The sequence below is a fragment of the Ruegeria sp. BG6 genome, from assembly GCF_056538465.1.
Genome location: NZ_JBQFTB010000009.1, coordinates 93,579 through 113,855 on the forward strand (window position 1 = coordinate 93,579; position 20,277 = coordinate 113,855).

The 20,277-nt window shown below is 56.8% G+C and carries 16 protein-coding genes; 6 read left to right on the forward strand and 10 right to left on the reverse strand.

Annotated features, from left to right (window positions below; all coding sequences use genetic code 11):
- Positions 1-6 precede the first annotated feature (6 nt).
- Both ACR0JW_RS16085 and ACR0JW_RS16090 read left to right on the forward strand, forming a co-directional pair.
- Complete coding sequence (locus ACR0JW_RS16085; protein WP_170680454.1) at positions 7-1,401, forward strand: alpha/beta fold hydrolase; 1,395 nt, start codon at positions 7-9, stop codon at positions 1,399-1,401.
- A gap of 76 nt (positions 1,402-1,477) precedes the next feature.
- On the forward strand, positions 1,478-3,367 hold the full coding sequence (locus ACR0JW_RS16090; protein ID WP_170680456.1) for an amidohydrolase: 1,890 nt from the start codon (positions 1,478-1,480) through the stop codon (positions 3,365-3,367).
- A gap of 146 nt (positions 3,368-3,513) precedes the next feature.
- Here ACR0JW_RS16090 and ACR0JW_RS16095 read toward each other — a convergent pair whose 3' ends face one another.
- From ACR0JW_RS16095 to ACR0JW_RS16130, 8 genes are all read right to left on the reverse strand, one after another.
- Complete coding sequence (locus ACR0JW_RS16095) at positions 3,514-3,966, reverse strand: SRPBCC family protein (RefSeq protein ID WP_480714186.1); 453 nt, start codon at positions 3,964-3,966, stop codon at positions 3,514-3,516.
- A 106-nt stretch (positions 3,967-4,072) separates the two neighbouring features.
- Positions 4,073-4,885: an XdhC family protein gene (locus ACR0JW_RS16100; RefSeq protein WP_170680461.1), complete on the reverse strand. Its 813-nt coding sequence runs from the start codon at positions 4,883-4,885 to the stop codon at positions 4,073-4,075.
- 12 nt (positions 4,886-4,897) lie between these two features.
- On the reverse strand, positions 4,898-6,085 hold the full coding sequence (locus ACR0JW_RS16105; protein WP_480714208.1) for a vWA domain-containing protein: 1,188 nt from the start codon (positions 6,083-6,085) through the stop codon (positions 4,898-4,900).
- The gene (locus tag ACR0JW_RS16110; protein ID WP_170680463.1) at positions 6,085-6,951 is read right to left on the reverse strand and encodes an AAA family ATPase; all 867 of its coding nucleotides are present in this window, start codon (positions 6,949-6,951) and stop codon (positions 6,085-6,087) included. The genes ACR0JW_RS16105 and ACR0JW_RS16110 overlap by 1 nt, the downstream gene beginning before the upstream one ends.
- A gap of 53 nt (positions 6,952-7,004) precedes the next feature.
- Positions 7,005-9,422, reverse strand: a complete 2,418-nt coding sequence (locus ACR0JW_RS16115; protein WP_170680466.1) for an aerobic carbon-monoxide dehydrogenase large subunit — start codon at positions 9,420-9,422, stop codon at positions 7,005-7,007.
- Positions 9,419-9,913 carry a (2Fe-2S)-binding protein gene (locus ACR0JW_RS16120; protein ID WP_093963851.1) on the reverse strand — a complete coding sequence of 165 codons (495 nt, stop codon included), beginning with the start codon at positions 9,911-9,913 and terminating at the stop codon, positions 9,419-9,421. Before ACR0JW_RS16120 ends, ACR0JW_RS16115 begins: the two co-directional genes overlap by 4 nt.
- Before the next feature lie 14 nt (positions 9,914-9,927).
- Positions 9,928-10,761 (reverse strand): FAD binding domain-containing protein, encoded by an 834-nt coding sequence (locus tag ACR0JW_RS16125; RefSeq protein ID WP_170680468.1) that lies wholly within the window; start codon positions 10,759-10,761, stop codon positions 9,928-9,930.
- A 139-nt stretch (positions 10,762-10,900) separates the two neighbouring features.
- On the reverse strand, positions 10,901-12,001 hold the full coding sequence (locus tag ACR0JW_RS16130; protein WP_170680469.1) for an MHYT domain-containing protein: 1,101 nt from the start codon (positions 11,999-12,001) through the stop codon (positions 10,901-10,903).
- A gap of 606 nt (positions 12,002-12,607) precedes the next feature.
- On the opposite strand from ACR0JW_RS16130, the gene ACR0JW_RS16135 reads away from it, so the two are divergent.
- Complete coding sequence (locus ACR0JW_RS16135) at positions 12,608-13,828, forward strand: amino acid permease (protein WP_170824837.1); 1,221 nt, start codon at positions 12,608-12,610, stop codon at positions 13,826-13,828.
- Positions 13,829-13,873: 45 nt separating this feature from the next.
- Entirely contained in the window at positions 13,874-15,490 is a 1,617-nt protein-coding gene (locus tag ACR0JW_RS16140; protein WP_170680472.1) for an MFS transporter, read from the forward strand.
- Here ACR0JW_RS16140 and ACR0JW_RS16145 read toward each other — a convergent pair whose 3' ends face one another.
- Together ACR0JW_RS16145 and ACR0JW_RS16150 are read right to left on the reverse strand one after the other, a co-directional pair.
- Positions 15,491-17,083, reverse strand: coding sequence for a S1 family peptidase (locus ACR0JW_RS16145; RefSeq protein WP_170680473.1), 1,593 nt, complete (start codon positions 17,081-17,083; stop codon positions 15,491-15,493).
- A 219-nt stretch (positions 17,084-17,302) separates the two neighbouring features.
- Positions 17,303-17,806, reverse strand: coding sequence for an Hsp20/alpha crystallin family protein (locus ACR0JW_RS16150; protein ID WP_321253913.1), 504 nt, complete (start codon positions 17,804-17,806; stop codon positions 17,303-17,305).
- A gap of 292 nt (positions 17,807-18,098) precedes the next feature.
- Between ACR0JW_RS16150 and ACR0JW_RS16155 the strand changes: the two genes are divergently transcribed.
- Positions 18,099-19,403 (forward strand): ferredoxin reductase family protein, encoded by a 1,305-nt coding sequence (locus tag ACR0JW_RS16155; protein WP_170680486.1) that lies wholly within the window; start codon positions 18,099-18,101, stop codon positions 19,401-19,403.
- 310 nt (positions 19,404-19,713) lie between these two features.
- The gene (locus tag ACR0JW_RS16160) at positions 19,714-20,265 is read left to right on the forward strand and encodes a flavodoxin domain-containing protein (RefSeq protein WP_170680487.1); all 552 of its coding nucleotides are present in this window, start codon (positions 19,714-19,716) and stop codon (positions 20,263-20,265) included.
- Positions 20,266-20,277: the final 12 nt, after the last annotated feature.

A 20,277-nucleotide genomic window follows, 5' to 3' on the forward strand; every position in this document is an offset into this window, starting at 1 on the left:
ATTGCCATGGAACAACGCCTCTCAGCCATTATGGCGGCCGATATGGTCGGGTACTCGCGCTTGATGGAAGTGGACGAGTTGGGTGTTCTGTCACGTCAAAAGAAACATCGGCGCGAATTAATCGATCCGGAAATAACCCGGCGCCGAGGAAGCATCATCAAAACGACCGGAGACGGCATGCTGGCCTCATTTGAATCCGTTCAGGACGCGGTTCAATGCGCCGTCAGCATTCAACAAGCGATGAGCCTTCGGGAAACCGAACTGGAGGACGACAAGAGAATTCGATTTCGTGTCGGCATCAATCTGGGCGATGTCATTTTCGACGACGGCGACATCTTCGGAGATGGGGTGAACGTCGCCGCACGGCTTGAAGGATTGGCAGAACCTGGCGGCGTGTGCGTTTCGGATATCGTGCATCAGGCGATTCAGGACCGGGTCGACGCGCCATTTCGCGACATGGGCGGCCAACGCGTCAAGAACATCACTCGGCCCATTCGTGTCTGGCAATGGTCCCCTCAGGCGGCGCCCGTGCGAGCAGCTCCTGAGATTTCACTGCAACAGCGCGTGAAGTTCTGCAAATCGGCAGATGGCGTGAACCTTGCTTGGGCTTCGACCGGAGAAGGTACACCTGTGCTGAAAGCCCCGAATTGGCTTAATCACATCGAGTATGAGTGGACCAGCCCCGTCTGGGGGGATTTCCTGTCCGAGATGTCCAAACTCTGTCGATTGGTCCGGTTTGATCAGCGCGGCAATGGTCTTTCCGACTGGGAGGTCGATGATATCTCAGAAGATCGTATGATCGACGACATGATTGCCGTGGCCGATGCGGCCGGGCTGGATCGTTTTGGCCTGTTCGGCATCAGTCAGGGGTCTGCATTTTCAATTCGATTTGCGGCAAGACACCCCAAGCGCGTGAAATTTCTTATCCTGCTGGGGGGCTATTTGCGCGGGCGCATGAAGCGCGGGGACGCCGAAGCCGAACAGTTTTATCAGGCATCTCGCGCCATGGTATCGGCCGGCTGGGGCTCCCCCAACCCGGTGTACCGCCATTTCTTCACGTCTTGTTACATGCCGGATGCCACGCCGGAAGAAGGGGCAAGTTTCGACGAAATGCAACGCATCTCCGCCAGCCCGGAAACGGCCTTGCGGATAATGGAAATGAACAGCTACATGGACGTACGCACAGATGCGCAGTGCTTGAGTGTTCCGACTTTGGTGTTGCATGCCCAAGGCGACATGGCGGCACCCATCAGTGAAGGCCGTGAGACAGCCCGGGAAATCCCGACGGCTGAGTTCGTTGAACTGCCCGGCGCCAACCATTGCATGATACGCGGCCATCCGGGGTTCGATGAGTTCTTTCAGGAAATCGGACCGTATCTGAAAGAACATGGTGATTTTTGAGTACCTTACGCTTAAATGGGTGCTGACGTTATTTGTACCCGCTGTTTCCTCAACAACGTGATTTCCGGAGAACGTAATGACTGATATTTCCAGAAGGCGTTTCCTAAAATTCGCCCTGATCAACTCAACTGCCCTGGCTTTGGCCGGACAGGCAATGGCTCAGGCGACCTCTCTCTCGGACATTGGCGGTGCGATGTTGGGTTTGGAGACCGCCACGATTTTCACCGCGCGCGAGATCGTGACGCTCGACCCGGATCAACCGTCAACTCAGGCCGTTGCGGTGATAAATGATCGGATCCTTGCAACCGGAACGCTGGACGAGGTCAAGGGCATCCTTGGAGATAAACCGTACGATCTGGACACAACATTCGACGACCACGTTATCGTTCCCGGTTTCATTGCGCAGCACGACCATCCGATACTGGCTGGATTGACAATGTCATCCCTGATCCTGTCCATCGAGGATTGGGAACTGCCCGACGGCACCGCGATTGCCCTCAATGACAAGGATGACTTCATGACGCGCCTTGCGGCAGCCGAAGCCGAGCTGGATGATCCGGCTGAACCGCTGCTCACCTGGGGGTATCATGCCGCGTTCTATGGCCCTCTGACCCGCGCCGACCTCGACACGATCAGCGCCGAGCGGCCGATATTCGCGTGGGCCAGATCCTGCCATGAGTTCATCCTGAATACAGCCGCGATGAACGCCGCGGGCGTCACCGAAGACCTGATCGCCAGCTGGTCAGAGACAGAAAAATCGCAATCCAGTTTCGAAGATGGTCACTTCTGGGAACAGGGTTTGTTTGCCGTTTTGCCGAATATAGCGCCGATGGTCGCAAACCCTGACAAGTTCCGTTCCGGCCTGCTGACCATGCGCGACTACATGCACGCCAAGGGTGTGACCTTCGGAAACGAACCGGGCGGTATTCTTGCAAAGCCCATTCAGGATGCGGTCAATGCGGTGATGTCGGCGCCATCGATGCCCTTCCGGTGGACGTTCATTCCCGATGGCAAAAGCCTGGTTGCTACTTACGATCATGATACCGACGTGATCCGCCAAACCGAGGCTTTGGTCGACTGGTACGGCGGCATGACCAGCATGGCAAAGGGCAGCGTAAAACTGTTCTCTGACGGTGCCATATATTCCCTCGCGATCCAACTTCGCGACCCTGCCATCGGTAACTATCACGGTGAATGGATGATGGATCAGGACGCTTTCGAGCGTGCTTTCCGGGTCTATTGGGACGCCGGTTATCAGGTGCATGTGCATGTCAACGGTGATGCCGGTCTCGACCGTGTTCTGAACACGCTGGAAGATAACCTATTGCGCAACCCGCGTTTTGATCATCGTACGGTGATTGTCCACTTCGCCGTCAGCGCACCCGACCAGGTCGAGCGTATCAAACGCCTCGACGCGATCGTCAGCGCCAATCCTTACTACGTCACCGCGCTATCAGATCGCTACAGCGAAACCGGCCTGGGACCCGAGCGCGCGGACCAGATGGTGCGGCTGGGCGATCTGGAGAAATCAGCTATCTCGTGGTCGCTGCACTCTGACATGCCCATGGCACCGGGCGACCCACTGTTCCTGATGTGGTGTGCGGTAAACCGGATCACGAGTTCCGGTCGCGTTGCCGGCAGCGACCAAAAGATCTCTGCCGAACAGGCCCTGCGTGGGGTCACGATCAATGCGGCGTATTCTCACCGCCTTGAAGAAGAACAGGGCAGCATCGAACCCGGCAAGCTCGCAAACTTCACAATTTTGGCTGAGAACCCCCTGACCGTAGACCCGATGAAGATCAAGGATATCGCGGTTTGGGGCACGATTGCGGAGGGACGCATTCAGAAAGTCGGCGATAACTTGCAGGAAGACGCAAGCCGAAGGGGCAGCGACTTTCCAAGCGAGATAGATTTCGCCGAAAGGGCGTTAACCCACGCCCTTTCCGTCGTTCACGCGCATCTTTGAAGTGTGAATCGCACTGCAGAACAACTGGATTTGACCGCATCAAGTTTGGTTACGTCCAGATGGGCACTCAAATGGGCTGGGTTTTGTCACCTCTGAACGATGATCAATTCCCAGCCACTCAATCCCAAGTTCTACTGATACTGGTTCTAAGAAACCGATTGCTCCGAGACAATCTCGCCAAAACGTGTAAAAAACTTGCCCGAGAGCTTTTTCGCGGTGCCCGCAATCAATCGACTACCCAATTGTGCAATCTTTCCGCCGACTTCAACTTTAGCGGTGTATGCAAGAATGGTCTCATCCCCATTTGAGGTAAGCGTTACGTCGGCACCACCTTTGGCAAACCCAGCCGCGCCGCCTTTGCCTTCCCCGGTCAGGGAAAAACCTTCAGGTGCATTTGAAGTATCCAGCGTCACCTCACCCGAGAACCGCGCTTTGACCGGGCCGATCTTGAGGACAACCTTGGCCTCAAGGTGCTCTGGCGAATGCTGGATCAGTTCCTCGCAGCCTGGAATGCACTCGCGCAGGACATCCGGATCGTTCAAAGCGCGGTAAACGACGTCGCGCGGGGTGGCAATGTGGATTTCGTCACTGGGTTCCATTCATGTTTCCTTTGTTCAACAACATCTTGGATAGACCAGAAGTGCGGTCTCGGTAGCCTCTTCCGGCGTTACGTCCGGGCTCACCGGCCACAAACGCCGCGGGCGATTAAGCACGTTTTTCATCATCAGATGCCTCTCTGGATTTGTTCGTGTTTCGCCACAGCACGATCTCGGCAAGGATCGACAGGGCGATTTCATGCGGATCGATCGCATGGATATCCAGCCCGGCCGGGGATTTGAGCTGCGCCGCGCGCTCCGGCGCCAAACCTTGAGCGATGAGTTTTGCCGTAAGCGCATCAGCCTTCCGGCGGCTGGCCACCATGGAGACATGGGCCGCCTCGGTTTGCAGCGCCGCTTTCAGGGCGTCAGCGTCTCCGCGACCCTGCGAGGCAACAACAACGAAATCCTGCGATTCGATGTCCAAATGGTCGATGGTTTCCAGCGTAAACCTATCGTAGTCGCCTTCTGTTTCCGCCTCTTCAGCAAGGCAGATGCGAAATCCAGCCAGCGCCCCATGCGCTGCCAGCGCTGTGGCAATCGGAGATGCACCAAAGATCACCAGACGTGGGGCGTGTTGATACGGCTCGACCAACAGATCGACAGTGCCGCCCGAGGGGCAGCCGCTTTTGAAGGTCTGCACTCCGTCGGGATCTGTCATGCTCACCACCTTGTTCGAAGGTTTGACACGGATCATCTGCGGCTCGCCGGTGGTCAGCGCCGTCCGGGCCGAGGTTCGAACGGCGCGCTGCACGCAAGCCCCTCCGAGATGTCCAAGAATGCGCCCGTCTTTGGTGATCGCAGCTTTTCCTCCGGCCTTTGCGGACGTTGCATCCGCCGTGCGCAGGACCGTAGCCACACAAAAGGCCTCACCGGTTTGGCGCAGCTGTTCAATCGTGTCGAATATGTCGAAGTTTGCCATTTGGGACTCCTTTCACAGCTTACGAAACTGCGGTTCCAACGCCGCCAGCGCTTCCAGCGTGTTGGCTGGCAAATGTGCATCCAGATAGGGTTCCGCCGCCTGCATCGCGGCAGCAATCGGCTGATAGTCACGCCAACCTTTCAAGGGGTTCAGCCATACGATCCGCCGCGCTTTACGTCGGATGCGCGCAAGCACTTCGCCCAGCGCCTGCGGATCGGAACTGCAATACCCATCGGACAAGATCAGCACGATGGTCCGCCCGTTCAAAGATCGCGCGCCGTATCCATTCAGAAAATGCTCAAGACTGCCCGAAATATCCGTGCCGCCGCCAAACCCTTCGGCCATCAGCGACAGCCGCCCTGCCGCGCGCAACGAGTCGTGGTCGCGCAGCGCATCTGTGACGCGCATCAGGCGGGTGTGGAAAAGATAGGCGTCCGCCTCTGTGCCACTGCCGATCAGACCTTTGAGGAAGGCCAGAAAAACCCGCGAATAAACCGTCATCGAACCGCTTACGTCACACAAGGCCACAATCCGCATCGGGCGTGGTGGACGAGCGCGGCGATACAGGTCCATCGGTTCTCCGCCCCTTGCAAGGCTGGCGCGTTGGATCCGGCGCATATCAAGCGAGGGGCCACGCAGCGCTTGCTTCCGCCGGCGCGAGCGGCGGTCGCGGATTGCGCGCGCGATGGCAGTCGCGGCTTGTTCCGCCTGACGTAGCGCGTCTTCGTCCATCAGCTCGCGCAAATCCTGACGCGACAGGTTGGCCGTACGGGTTGCAATCAGCTTCCCGTTCCTCCCCACGGCCTCCCCGTCGCCGGGATCAGGCGCAGTGGCCTGATCCGTGCCCGTTTCCGTTTCCTGAGCAGCCTGGCTTTCCTGCTGCCAGATCATCGGCTTGGCGGATTGAACCCGCACATGCGCCGTTTGGGCTGTTCCCGTGCGCTGCTTTCCGGTATTGAACCAATAGGCTTCGAACAGGTCATCGAAGCGCCGCCAATCGTCGGCGTTGCCGGCCAGCAACACGCAAAGCGCCTGCTGGGCCTGTCTGACATCCGTTGCCTCAACCGCCGCCAGCGCAGCCAATGCGTCCCCCGTTTCAGCCGGCCCAACACGCATTCCGTTCATACGCAGATGTGCGATGAAGCCGGACATGCGATCCGCCAAACCAGACGCGCGAGTGGGGAACCGGGTGACTCGCATCACGCCACCTTTCCGATCAAACGATCCATGACCTCGGGCGGGGCCGCGTCATAGTCGGCGGCGGTTTTCAGAAGACAGACCAGTGTCGCCTGAACCTCTTCGCGGGACTGCGCCATGTCGTTTACACCCAGCCCCGAAAGGGCCGCCGCCCAGTCCAACATTTCGGCAATGCCGGGGGTCTTCTCCAAGTCTTCTTTGCGAAGCGCCTGCACGACGCCAACAATCTGGCGCGCCAGTAGCTCTTCGACTTCGGGCATGCGGGCTTTCAGAATCGCCATTTCCGTTTCACGCGATGGGTAGTCAAGGAAGCTGTACAGGCACCGACGCCGCAGCGCGTCCGACAAGTCCCGAGTCCCATTCGCAGTCAGGATCACAATAGGCCGCGAACGCGCCTTGATCGTTCCGAGTTCCGGAATGGTGATCTGAAAGTCCGACAAAATCTCGAGCAGATAGGCCTCAAACTCCTCATCCGCCCGGTCGATTTCATCGATCAGCAGAACGGGTGGCTCTTCTTCGCTGATTGCTTCCAGCAATGGTCGCTTCAGCAGATAGTCATCGGTGAACAGCTGCGCTTCGCTGGTGCCACCCTGTGCTTCGCTTGCGCGAATAGCCAGCAACTGGCGCTGGTAGTTCCACTCATAAATCGCATGGCTGGCATCCAGCCCCTCGTAGCATTGCAACCGGATCAACCGCGCTGCGCGCTGTGCTGCCAACGCCTTGGCGACCTCGGTTTTACCGACCCCAGCCGGGCCTTCCAGCAACAGCGGACGCCCAAGGGTCTGCGCCAGATGCAGTGCCATCGCCAACCGGTCGTCGGCAACATAGCCCACCTCGGCGAGGCCTTGCTGTATGTCCTGCAAGCTCATGCCATTCTCCCGGATTGCCGCCGCACCGCATTTCAGCGCGGCGGCTTTTCCTGTTAGCCGTGCATTCCCAAAACGTTGGCTATCTTCCAGATACGCCAGTGGTCGTGTGGCATATGGCTCTGAACAAGGCCAAATGGGCGGAATGCATCATGCACCGCGTTCGAGAACGCAGGCACACCGCCGACATTCGGGCTCTCGCCCACGCCCTTGGCACCGATCGGGTGATGTGGGGACGGCGTCACCGTGTGATCAGTGGTGTAGTTGGGCGTCTCCCATGCCGTGGGCAGGAAGAAGTCCATCAGAGTACCGGTCTTCACGTTACCCATCTCATCATAAGCAATCTCCTGACCCATCGCGATGGCCAGCGCTTCGGTCACACCGCCATGGACCTGCCCTTCGATGATCATCGGGTTGATCCGGGTGCCGCAGTCGTCCAGCGCGTAGAACTGCCGGACGTCCCATTCGCCGGTATCCACGTCGATCTCCATGACACAGATATAAGCCCCGAACGGATAGGTCATGTTCGGCGGGTCATAGTAGCTGACAGCCTCAAGACCGGGTTCCAATCCAGGTATCGCCTGATTGTAGGCGGCGAAAGCGATCTCCTTCATCGTCTTGAACCGCTCGGGCGCGCCTTTGACTGAGAACCGGTCCACGTCCCATTCGACGTCGTTGTCATGGACTTCCAGCAGGTAGGCCGCGATCATCTGCGCCTTGGCGCGGATTTTGCGGGCGGCCATCGCCGTTGCCGCACCGGCCACAGGTGTCGACCGAGACCCATAGGTCCCAAGACCATAAGGCGCGGTATCGGTATCGCCCTCCTCCAGCGTGATGTCATCTGCAGGTAGACCGATCTCGCTGGCAATGATCTGGGCAAAGGTAGTGGCATGACCCTGACCCTGACTGATCGTCCCCAATCGAGCGATGGCGGAACCTGTCGGGTGTATTCGGATTTCGCAGCTATCGAACATGCCCAGACCGAGGATATCGCAGTTCTTAACCGGTCCGGCTCCGACGATTTCCGTGAAATGCGTCAGACCAATCCCCAGCAGTTTGCGGGTTTTGCCGGCCTTGAAATCCTCGATCCGCTGCGCCTGTTCCGCCCGAAGACCTTCATAGTCCACGGCCTTCAACGCCTTATCCCACGCAGTGTGATAATCGCCCGAGTCATATTCCCAACCCAGCGCGGACTGATACGGGAATTGATCTTTCCGGATAAAATTGATCCGGCGCAGCTCGGCCGCGTCCATGTTCAGCTTGATGGCCAAAACTTCTATCATCCGCTCGATAAAATAAGCGGCCTCGGTTACCCGGAACGAACAACGATAGGCAACACCGCCCGGTGCCTTGTTGGTGTAAACCCCATCCACAGCCAGATAAGCAGTTGGGATGTCATATGACCCAGTGCAGATGTTCATGAAACCGGCCGGAAATTTGGTCGGGTCGGCACAGGCGTCAAATCCACCATGATCCGCTGTTGTATGGCACCAGAGACCAGTGATCTTGCCATCCTTGGTCGCGGCGATCTTGCCCTGCATCCAGTAGTCGCGGGCAAAGGCGGTGGACATCAGATTTTCCATCCGGTTCTCGACCCATTTCACCGGCTGGCCGGTGACAATCGAGGCAACGACCGAGCAGACATAGCCCGCATAAGCGCCCACCTTGTTACCGAAACCACCACCGATATCAGGGCTGATCACCCGAATGTTGTGCTCGGCCAGACCCGAGATCAGCGACACAACGGTTCGGATCGCGTGGGGGGCCTGGAAGGTGCCGTAGAGCGTCAGCTTGCCGGTTACCTTATCCATCGAGGCAACGCAGCCGCAGGTCTCCAACGGACACGGATGGGTCCGATGGTAATAGACCATCTCTTCAGCTACGACATCGGCCTCACCCAGAACTGCTTCGGTGGCATCCTTGTCGCCTTGCTCCCACGTGAAGATGTGGTTGTGGTGCTTGCGCGGCCCATGTGCGCCCTCTGTCTGACCCGCAAGGTCTTCACGCAGGACAACGTCCGATTTCAGCGCCTCAAACGGATCGGTCAGGACTGGAAGTTCTTCGTAGTCAACCTCAACCAGTTCTGCCGCATCCGCCGCGATATAGCGGTTTTCGGCGACGACATAGGCGACTTCCTGGCCCTGGAAGAGAACTTTGCCATCAGCCAGCACCATTTGCTTGTCACCGGCCAGCGTCGGCATCCAATGCAGACCCAGCGGTGCCAGATCTTCGGCGGTCAACACGGCAACAACACCGGGCACGGCCATCGCGGCGTCTTTGTTTACACTGACAACGCGAGCATGCGCGTAAGGCGAACGAACAAAGGCACCGAACAGCATCCCGTCCAGCTTGATGTCATCGACATAATTGCCCTTGCCTTGGGTAAAGCGCACATCCTCGACGCGTTTGCGTGAGCTTCCCATCCCTTTGAGATTGGCGGCGCGTTCTTCGGGGGTCATGGTTTGATCGTTCATTCCGCGGCCTCCTTCTGAGCGTTCAGCATGTCAGCCGAGGCCGAGATCGCCTTGACAATGTTCTGATACCCGGTGCAGCGGCAAAGGTTTCCGGCCATGCCAAAGCGGATTTCTTCCTCGGTCGGGTTCGGGTTTTCCTGCAGCAGGCGATGCGCACGGGTAATCATGCCCGGCGTGCAGAAACCGCACTGCAACCCGTGATGTTCGCGGAACATCTCTTGCAGAACCCCAAGGCTGCCATCGTCATTGGTCAGGCCTTCGACAGTGGTGATATCGGCACCGTTCACCTGTGCCACGAATGTCGTGCAGGATTTGACGGACTTGCCATCGATATCCACGGTGCAGGCGCCGCAATGACTGGTCTCGCAACCGATATGAGGACCGGTGATTTTCAGATCTTCCCGCAGAAAGTGGATCAGCAGCGTGCGCGGCTCGGCCAGACCTTCGACCTGTTTGCCGTTCACTGTTAGTTTTACGTGCATTTTTGACATTGTTGTTCCTCCCGTCAACTCGCGCGGCTTCGCGCACGGTCGATGGCACGGCGCAGCATCACGGCGGCCACGTGTTTTTTGAATTCGACTGGGCCGCGATTGTCAGCCACTGGATCAATCGCTTCGAGCATTGCTGCGACGCAGCCGTCGACGTCGCCACCGGCCAACGCTGAACTGGCCGTCTCAGACCAGATGGGCGTATCCGCCAGATTGGTCATAGCGACCGAGGCCTGGCCGTTGCCAACCATCACCGCGGCCGCAGCGGTCGCGTAGTCGCCGATCTTGCGCTTCTGCTTTTCATACGCCTGTCCGACGCCCGCACCCGGTACCGGGATCGAAATCCGGGTCAGGATTTCCTCATCTTCACGCGCAGTGAAATAGGCAGCCTCATAGAAATCACGGGCTGCCACGCTGCGGTTGCCGTCAGGACCGGACAGTTCGAACGTCGCGTTCAGACACTGCATCAGGCCAGGCATGTCGTTGCCCGGATCACCGTTGGCGACGTTGCCGCCAACCGTACCCACATAACGCACCTGAGGATCAGCAATCTGCAACGCGGCCTCGCGGATCAAGGGAACGGCCGATGCCAGACCGTCATGCGTGATCAACTCATGCTGAGTGACCATCGCGCCCAGCGAGACGGTATCAGCCCCGATCTCGATGCCTTTCAGTTCATCAATGGCCTGCAGATCAACCAGATGGCCCATCTCGGCCATGCGAAGCTTCATCATCGGGATCAGGCTGTGGCCGCCTGCGATCACGCGCGCCTCATCTCCGTGTTCCTGCAGAATTCCAATGGCCGAGGCGATGTCGCCTGGCCGGTGATACTCAAAACCGGCTGGTATCATGTTTTTCCTCCCTGGGTCCGAGCGGTATGCCTTGGGGGACCTGAGGTAAGGAAAGAACACTGTGTTCAGCCATTCCAGCGGGTGGAAACGGGGCGCGCAGCTTGTTTCACGAAATGCGAATAAGCTGCACGAGTTGCGACTAAAGGCCCAGCGCCTCGCGAATGTCCGTCAGCCGGGATCGGCTGACCGGAACCTTGGCCAACGCGTCAACCCCGTCGAAGTAGCAGGTGCCGTTGTCCTTGTGCCTCTCAAAGCTTGAGACATGTTCGGGATTGACAAGATAGCTACGATGCGCCCGCAGGAAACCATCTGGTTTTAGCCGGCTTTCGGCCTCGGTAATCGACCAGGGGCAGAAAAGCTTATCGGCATCCATATACAGCACGGTGTAATGCCCCTCGGCCCGGATTGCGGCTATTTTTCCGGGTTGGGCAAAGAAGGTTTGGCCGTCACGCTCGTACGGAACACCTGCACGCGGTACGACCGGCGCCGGTTCCGGTTCGGGTTCCACAGAAGGCGCAGCGCCGGTGGCCGCCTCGGGGCCGACAAACGAAATGCCGGTCAGCAGAAAAGCACCACAAATCAGAAAAACTGAAACAGTCACACCCATCGCAAGAACCTGATTGTTCAGGGCCGGTCCGGCTCCGCCTGCGTTGTCCGTCGCGACAAAGTCGGTCAGGCCGGTTGCCACGAAGTGCATCGTGAATACAGCCAGGCCAAAACATGCCGTGCCCAGCAGGATACTGCGCTGGGTTCGATTGTCGTACGCAACCCAAATGGCAGCAACGGAGAGCGCAACCGACGCAAGCGTTGCAATTGCCACATCCCAGGCATTGTAGACAGGGCGGCAAAGCTGCATCCCTGACATGCCAACATAATGCATCACCACAATTCCAAGACCGACGATGACACCGGCGCCGATCATTGTTTGCACCGTCCGGGGACGGAAGTGCAAAAGCAGCAGCGCCAGACCGACCATCAGAATTGCCACCAAAGCTGAAATCAATGTGATCAGCGCGTCGTAATAAAACAGAATTGGCAGTTGCAAACCAAGCATTGCGACGAAATGCATGGACCAGATCCCGCCACCCAGAATGATCGCAGCCAAAGCGACGATGAACTTGCGTCTTTGGTCGTTCAGCTTCGAGGCCCCATGCGTCAGATAGAGCCCGGTAAAACCGGCCATCAAAGCCACGGCAAGCGATGCCGCCACAAGCCAGCCGTTATGCGAATAGTCCAACATGTAGGTACATGCGCCCTCCCTGGCGCGGGGACGACGTTAACAAACCTGTTTTATTGGCACAATCGGCTCCTCTGATCCATCAGTTAAATCTTTTTGGACCCTGCGACTAAGACGGAATTCAACGAAAACGTTCTGTTTCGTGCTGGCCGGCTATTGCGACGTTTGGCGACCACCATTAACGGCACCTCACATATCCAGAACTTCCCAACCAAAGCACCATATCAAATCTAAAGTCACTGGAGATCACTGTCTTTTCCAAGGCAACCAACCGAGGCCCGCAGAACGTATCGATTGACACAGATCAATGCACTTGCAACCTTCATATAGTGAAATGCGAATATTAATCATGATCTACGTTCACTGACCTGTCCCCAAGCAAACATTACAGTGAGCGGAATTTGAATAGCGTGGAAGTTCCACATGGGGGCTCGGCAGGAGTGGTGGCGAGCCCCTCTTCGTTCACAGGCCGCCAAAGAGCCTGAACGTTGAAACGCAAGGAATACGGCGCGAATTTGATCGCACGACCTGGCCGCACAGCCAAATGCGGACAGTGACAACTACGACACCGCTGGCGGCGTGCCAGCAAGACATTCAGTATGAACTCTGATGAGCACCGTTGAACCAGCAGAACAGAAACTCAAACGGGCCCTTACAGCACCGTTGCTTACGCTTTACGGCCTGGGCGTAACGGTCGGAGCAGGAATTTATGTGCTCGTCGGCGCAACGGCGGACATAGCCGGCCCGTATGCCGCGTTTTCGTTTGTCGTGGCTGCACTCGTCGTCTCACTGACCGCACTTTCATATGCAGAACTCGCAACGCGATTTCCGGTCAGCGCAGGAGAGGCAGCCTATGTCGAAGCGGGATTTCAGAAAAACTGGATGGCAATGCTGGTCGGTCTGGCGGTTGCGGCCTCGGGCGTTATCTCGGCCTCTGCCGTCGCGATAGGCGCAGCCTCCTATCTTCACGCATTAACGGGTCTGGCAATACCGTTTCTGACTGTCAGCGTTGTGTTGATTATGGGGCTTATCGCCTTGTGGGGGATCACGGAATCGGTGCTTGTTGCTGCGGCCATCACGATCATCGAGATTGCAGGGCTTCTATTTGTGATCGGCTGGGGCATGTCGGTTCAGGCTCCGCAGGGATATAATGTCAGTTCCATGCTCCCTCCACTTGAGCTTGAAGCGTGGCGAGGCGTCTTCGCTGCATCTCTTCTCGCTTTTTTTGCATTTGTCGGTTTTGAGGACATGGCAAATGTCGCCGAAGAAGTAATTGACCCTGTTCGCACCATCCCGAAAGCAATTTTGCTGACGCTCATACTGGCGACGGTACTGTATCTTGGGACATCGATGACGGTGCTGCTGGTTGTCCCGATCGATGTTCTATCAGCGTCTGCTGCGCCACTTGCACTTGTTTTTGCAAATGCCCCCGAGGTGATCAAACAGGGTTTTTCTGCAGTTGCGATCGTGGCGACGGTTAATGGCGTCCTGATCCAGATGATCATGGCATCGCGGGTGATCTATGGGCTGGCTGACAGGGACCACCTGCCAAAGGCTTTGGCCATTGTGCCTAAAGCAACCCAGACGCCTGTGGTTGCCACCCTGCTCGTTGTCGCAACAATCCTTCTTCTGACCCAAACCGTACCGATTGGGATCTTGGCGGAGCGCACATCACAGATTGTTCTGGGGGTCTTTGTCCTCGTCAATGTCTCGCTGATCCTTCTGAAGGTGAAACCGAACGGGTCTGAAGAGCACTTCCGGGTGCCTCTTTTCGTTCCGATCCTTGGCGTGATCACCAGTGCATTGCTTTTCGGAGCTGGATTTCTCTAACTAAATGCAAAGGCAAACGGGCCATCAGCAATTCCAGGTTGGCATATGACCACTGACCGATCTTCGACAGGAACGCAGCTCTCAGATTGGTGGCACAGAACCTTTGTGGATCTGGCTCAGCAGTTGCAATGGTCCTACCTGCCGCCTTTGATGGTCTACTTCGCGGCTGGCGTCTCCGGTTTGACCTCGGTTGTCGGTGCTTTTTTTCTGAAGGATTACTTGGATTTATCAGCGTCTTTTGTCGCAGGTCTGGCATTTTGGGCCGGTCTTCCCTGGATTCTCAAAATGCCGCTGGGCCACATCGTGGATCTGTTCTGGCGCTGGAAATCCCTGTTGATCCTGTTTGGCGCGTCCCTGATTACCCTGTCCCTGCTCACAATGTACGGGCTTGTGACCGCGCCTGTTCGGATGGCTGGCGTCATGCCGCTGGAAGACTGGTATGTTGTCGCCCTGCTTCTGGCGCCTTCCGGCTATGCCATTCAGGATGTTGTCGCCGACGCCATGACCGTCGAGGCAGTTCCTAAGGTCGACCAGGACGGCCTTCCGTTTACGCCTGGAGAAACCCGCGCCCAGCACACGACAATGCAGACCTTGGGCAGAGTTTCGATCATCTCAGGGTTTGCAGCGGTTGCAGCCGTCAACATCTGGATATTCTCAGGAACGGAAGATCTGCAAAAGTCTGAACGGCTTGCTCTCTACGGCCAGGTTTACCTGATTGCGTTGATCATCCCTGTGCTGTCCGTCAGCGGTGTGGTGCTGCACTCACTGATACAACGTCAGCGGCTTCGTCAGGGTCACCCACTGCATACCCCGGATGAGGTGACCGAGGTCAAATGGTCCATATTGCTGGGTGGCTTCGCGTTTGTTGTGTTCAGCATTGTGTTGGGAACCGCGGAATTCGAGTTCGCACAAGAGGTGGTGTTTACCGTTTCTCTCACGGTGATCCTGTACCTCATGTCCCGTCTTCTGAAAGAACTGGAACCCGCCCAGGCGAAAGCCCTGGTCGGTACGGCAATAATCATTTTCGTGTTCCGTGCAGTTCCGCTGCCGGGGCCGGGACTGACGTGGTTTGAAATTGACGAATTGGGGTTCGACGAGCAGTTTTTGGCAATCCTGGCTCTGCTGACGTCCTTGCTGGCATTGCTTGGATTGATCGTCCTGCGGCCATTCATGGCCAAACGCTCAATCGCTCACGTGGTGGTGGTGCTTACGATCGCGGCTGGTCTGCTCTCTCTTCCAAACCTTGCCCTTTACTACGGCGTTCATGAATGGACGGCAGCGCACACAGGCGGAGTCGTCGACGCCAGGTTCATTGCCATTCTCGACACGGCTGTTGAATCGCCTCTTGGGCAAATTGCCATGGTCCCGTTGCTGGCCTGGATCGCGCGCAACGCCCCGGTCCAACTGAAAGCGACCTTTTTTGCGGTGATGGCATCGTTCACCAACATGGCGTTGTCGGCGGCCAGTCTCGGAACAAAATACCTGAACCAAACATTCGTCGTTACACGCGCGGTGACCAATCCGGAAACGGGTGTCGTTACCTCGACTGCCGACTACAGCCAACTCGGGTATCTGCTGATTGCAGCCGCCCTGATCACTGTCACGGTCCCGCTGGCGGCGGTTTTCCTTGTACAGAAGTCCCGCTTCCGAACAAGCGACTGACTACAGGCCTTCTGCCTCGCTCAACAGTTCTTTGAGGTGCGCAACCGGAACGCCAATGTTGGAGCCGCCAAACTCGGGCAGGATCGCGGCGTTGATGGCGACTACCTCGCCTCGCCGGTTCAAGGCGGGTCCTCCGCTTCCGCCGGTTGTGGTTTCGGCGTCGTAAACGATGGAACCCGGGCTTGCTCTGGCAACGATCCCCCGGCTGGCCAGCGGATGAATCTTGCTTTGCTCGGACAATCGGGACGCTACGGACCAGAAATTGACCGAACCTTCCTTCTCCAGCGTTTGAAGAAAGCCCGGCCCCGCCTGCGCAATCAGCGCCTTCAAGCCTGTCGGGTATCCCAACAGGTAGACTTCTTCCCCTGCGTTTGGCGGTTCATCCGCCAACGGCACGCCCAGCCCCTGAACCCGATCAGGAGCTACTGACAAAAGAGCGACATCGGCCGTTTCGCTGAACTTCTCCAACTTGGCCTCAATCGGATCCGGTTGACCTGGCAAATAGGCCAGCAGCCTCAGCATTTCCGCTTCCAACCCCGCACTTTTCAAAGCGTCCACCCGATCGCGGGACGTCCACGGCAAGGCAACATGGCGATTGGTGGCCATAAGCGGAACACCTTCCAGCAGAAAACCGGTTCCCGTGAACTGGAATTCAGCTGGTTCGCCCGTGCCGTCCGGTTCGATCCAGGGCTGCCCAAACGGGGTTTTCAGGTTTTCTCCGTCCGGCCCCAACATGTGCCGCAAGAGCTTCCCGCTTTCCAGATGACGCAACCCGTAGGCACCCTGAATGAATGCGACAGACTTAGATGAGGCGGTAATTACCCGTGTCGACGCGCCTGCTCGCTGTTCAAGGGTTCCGAGACGCTGCTCGGTCGACGTGACTTGGTTTTCAAAGGCATCCCGCAACGAGGCCAGATCATCCGGGGTCAGCGCATTTTCACGTGTCTGCGCAAGCATCACCGCAACCGCTTCGATTTTGCGGGATTCCTGTTGGATACTGTCCGCCAACCTTTGATCGTTTTGATAAAGCAGAAACACAAGGCCCGCGATCAGAAGAAGTGCGGCGACGACCGTGATCCTGAACAGAACTGTCGTCTGAGACGCTAGCCGACGACTGCTGTCGCGCAGCGCGCCGGACATCCTTTTGGCAAACGGCCGCCGGCTTGTTCGGGCGTAAGCGTAGGCGTCACTTAGGATTTCTTCGACCGTATGACGCGCCGGGTAGGTTTTGCTACATAACCTGTACCGGGACATTGGGCCCTTTTCGCCGAACTCGATCATGTCGCCGTGCCCGAGACTTGCGGACGATATTTTGCGCCCATTCACCCAGACATTACGCCCAGACGACGCAGTTATTGAATAGACACCGTCCGCCCACTGAAGAGTTGCGATATCGTTGTCGTGCGGAGGCATGTCGTCTTTGGGGCGAAGACTCAACGCCCGGCTTTCACCAACCGAAACAGTAAGGGCATTGTCGGCCAGCCAGCTCACGTTCCCGCGCGACGGTCCGGTCAAATTTTCAAGGAGGGCACGCACGTCCCCCTCGTCGGGGCACGGCGATGAGCTTGTGTCAGCCGCGTCTGAGTTCCGCATTTTAGCCCCCTTTTCAAAGGCCACGCAGAGGTACTTTAGCACACGGCTGTACAAAACCTATTGCTTCGTTTTGCGTGCTAGGAAGGATTGGATTTCTCTGTCAGTTTAGCATCAAATCCGTGCCAGCAGGTTCACCAAACCGCACACTCCTTGGATTGCAAATCAAAGAAGGCCGACCGATGATCGGCCTTCAGTTTCAAGCCCCAGCCGAAATGCCACCTATTTGGATGAAACCTTGATCTTGCGGCTGGGATCCCGAGGTTCGGTTTTCGGCATATTGATGCTCAGAACACCCTTGTCGAAGGTGGCCGAGATACTCTCGACATCAACAGTGTCCGGCAGTGTCATTGCCCGTGAAAAGCTGCCATAGCTTCTTTCGCTGACACGCAGGTCGCCCGTCTCATCATGTGTAATCTTCTTCTGGCCTCGCAGGGTGAGGCGGCGATCCTTGATTTCGATTTCAACATCGTCCTCTTCCAGACCGGGCAATTCCGCCGTCAGAACGATTGCCGTATCCGTCTCTTGAACATCAATGGCCGGGGAAATTGCGCCGGACATATCAAGAGATGGCAGACCCGTGCGCTGCGCAGCCGTTTCCAGCGGTAAGAACGGAGAGCCGCCTCCTAAGAACCGCGACATCAGGGTTTCCATTTCACGTCGAAAGTTGTCGGAGAGCGGATGCGTTCCGGTGAAAAGTTGCGGGGACTTTTTGTCTTCAAGCATTTCTGAACCTCCTCCTTTTGTCCGGCTATGCGGACGCCGCATTATCGCAGAAACCCCGGTCAAGGACCTTGATCTTGCGCAAGAGAATGCTCGCATCTTTTTCCCGCCTGGCCGTTCGGACCGGCCAGTCTTCTGCCACCATTTCGGAACATGACAGCACTCCAACGGGCATAGCGTTCCGGACGGGAAAACACCCGATCACAGGAAGCTTGATCGCCAACCGGGGCTCGCCTAGCCTAGCCTCTTGAGACAGCGGGAATGGCCCAACTCTGGCGCAGTGGAGCAAAACCATATGAAATGGCCCTATCTGGCGCTGATCTATGTTCTGCTGATCTTGGCGCCGTTGGGCTTTTCCTGGTCACTTGGCTGGCCACCGCGATCTTTTCACCAAGAACTCGCATCCGGGCTGGGAATGATTGGATTTTCGATCATTCTGATAGAGTTCCTGCTCTCCGGGCGCTTCAGGTTCATTTCGTCCGGTGTGGGCATGGATGTGACCATGCGCATGCATCAGCTGATGGCGCGCGCGGCACTCGTTTTTGCGTTGATACACCCGCTACTTTACCAGGGCACGCCTTCTGGCGGACACCGCCCGTGGGACGTATCACACCAGCTGACGATTACGACAGACTTTCCGGCGCTGGCCTCAGGCATTTGTGCTTGTTTCCTGATCGTCGTTCTGGTCGCCTCGGCGGTCGCCCGAAAAAGCCTTGAATACAAATACGAAACATGGCGTCTTTTGCACGGTCTCGGAGCTCTGGCATTGGCCGTTTTGCTACTTCATCACACAATCTATGCAGGTCGCTACGGTGGGCATCCGTCACTCACATTACTGTGGCTCGCAATGACCGGCATTGCCGTTGGTACTCTACTTTATGTCTATCTCGTCCGCCCCTTGTTTAAGATGCGGAAACCGTGGCGTGTTTCCTCGGTCACTCGGCTGACACCGAAGCAATGGGAATTGCGCCTCAAACCGGACCGTCACCCGGGCCTCAGCTTTGAAGCGGGCCAGTTTGCCTGGCTCAATGTGGGGCACAACGTCTTTTCACAGCGCGAGAACCCGTTTTCGATTAGCTCGGCACCGGGTGAAGGTCCCGAAGTTTCATTTGTGATAAAAGAGCTTGGGGATTTCACAGGCAGTCTCGGGCAGATCGCGCCGGATACGCTGGCTTATCTCGATGGTCCCCACGGGAACCTTTCGGTCGGCAAACGCGCTGAACAAGGCATTGTTCTGATCGCAGGTGGTGTCGGCATCGCCCCTTTGCTCAGCATACTGCGCCAAATTCGCCTGAGCGCAGAGCAACGCGATATCAAGTTCATCTATGGAAACCGGATCGAGGAGCAGATTGTTTATCGGGAAGAACTGACCAGGGACGATACTGTATTTGTTCTATCCGAGCCCCCGAAGAACTGGAGCGGTGAAACAGGTTGGATCGACGGCGCCCTCTTGGACCGAACGCTTTCTTCAGAACATTATGACAACTGGCTTTTCGTGCTCTGCGGCCCCACTGCCATGATGGACACTGTCGAAGATCACCTTGTTGCCCGGGGAACACCTTCGCATCGGGTTCTGTCTGAAAGGTTTGACTATGATTGATCCGTTTAGAAACCTGTCCGCGCGCCGACGGGTCAAACTGGCAGTGTGGTCCGTCAATGTTACTGTTTGCGTCGCAACCTTGTTATTTGCCCTGAGATAGCGTGGACGTCCACTGGGTAGTGTAGAGAAGACCTGCCATCACAGCAGAAATTCTTCCCCGCGTAAGGCGTCGTCATGCAAATTTCAGAAACACGTTCAATGTATTGGAATCGCCAGCCTCAACTTGCGCCTTTGATTAAGATCAAAGGCGAACTCACGCCAATTCATAATACTTGAAACGCTTCTCAGACCGATTTGTGGGAGGATCGGAATGACAGTACTTATCGTCTTTGCCACTGTTGAGGGCCAGACGGCCAAAATCGCGCATTTTATCAGCAATGTCGTGAAGAAATCCGGCTTTGACACAAAGCTGATCAATACCGATCAACTTTCCGGTCAGGTAAAACTGGACGATGTGGATCGCGTTGTTCTGTTGGCTCCTGTTCACGAACGTCGACACCCTGCCTCATTCGAAGCTTTTGTCGCGTCGTTCAAAGACGAGTTGGTGAAACGAAAAACACTCGTGCTTTCTGTGGGTCTAAAGGCGGCCTTTGCATCGGGGCGCGAGGAAGCCCGCGACTACCTAACCGAGATGTTATTGCGAACGAGTTTCGAACCAGATGCGTCAGCATTGGTCGCAGGCGCGGTGAGACCCGACAGCTACGGATATTTTGAGAAAGAGATCGTTAAACACGTCGTCTTGTTGGGTCGGAAAATCGATCCGAGAGATGGCGTGCGGGAATTCACAGACTGGGACGAACTCACGTCGATTGTGAAGGGGTTTCTGGATGGGAACTACCGGACAATATCAGACAATTCCTAACTCAATACACTG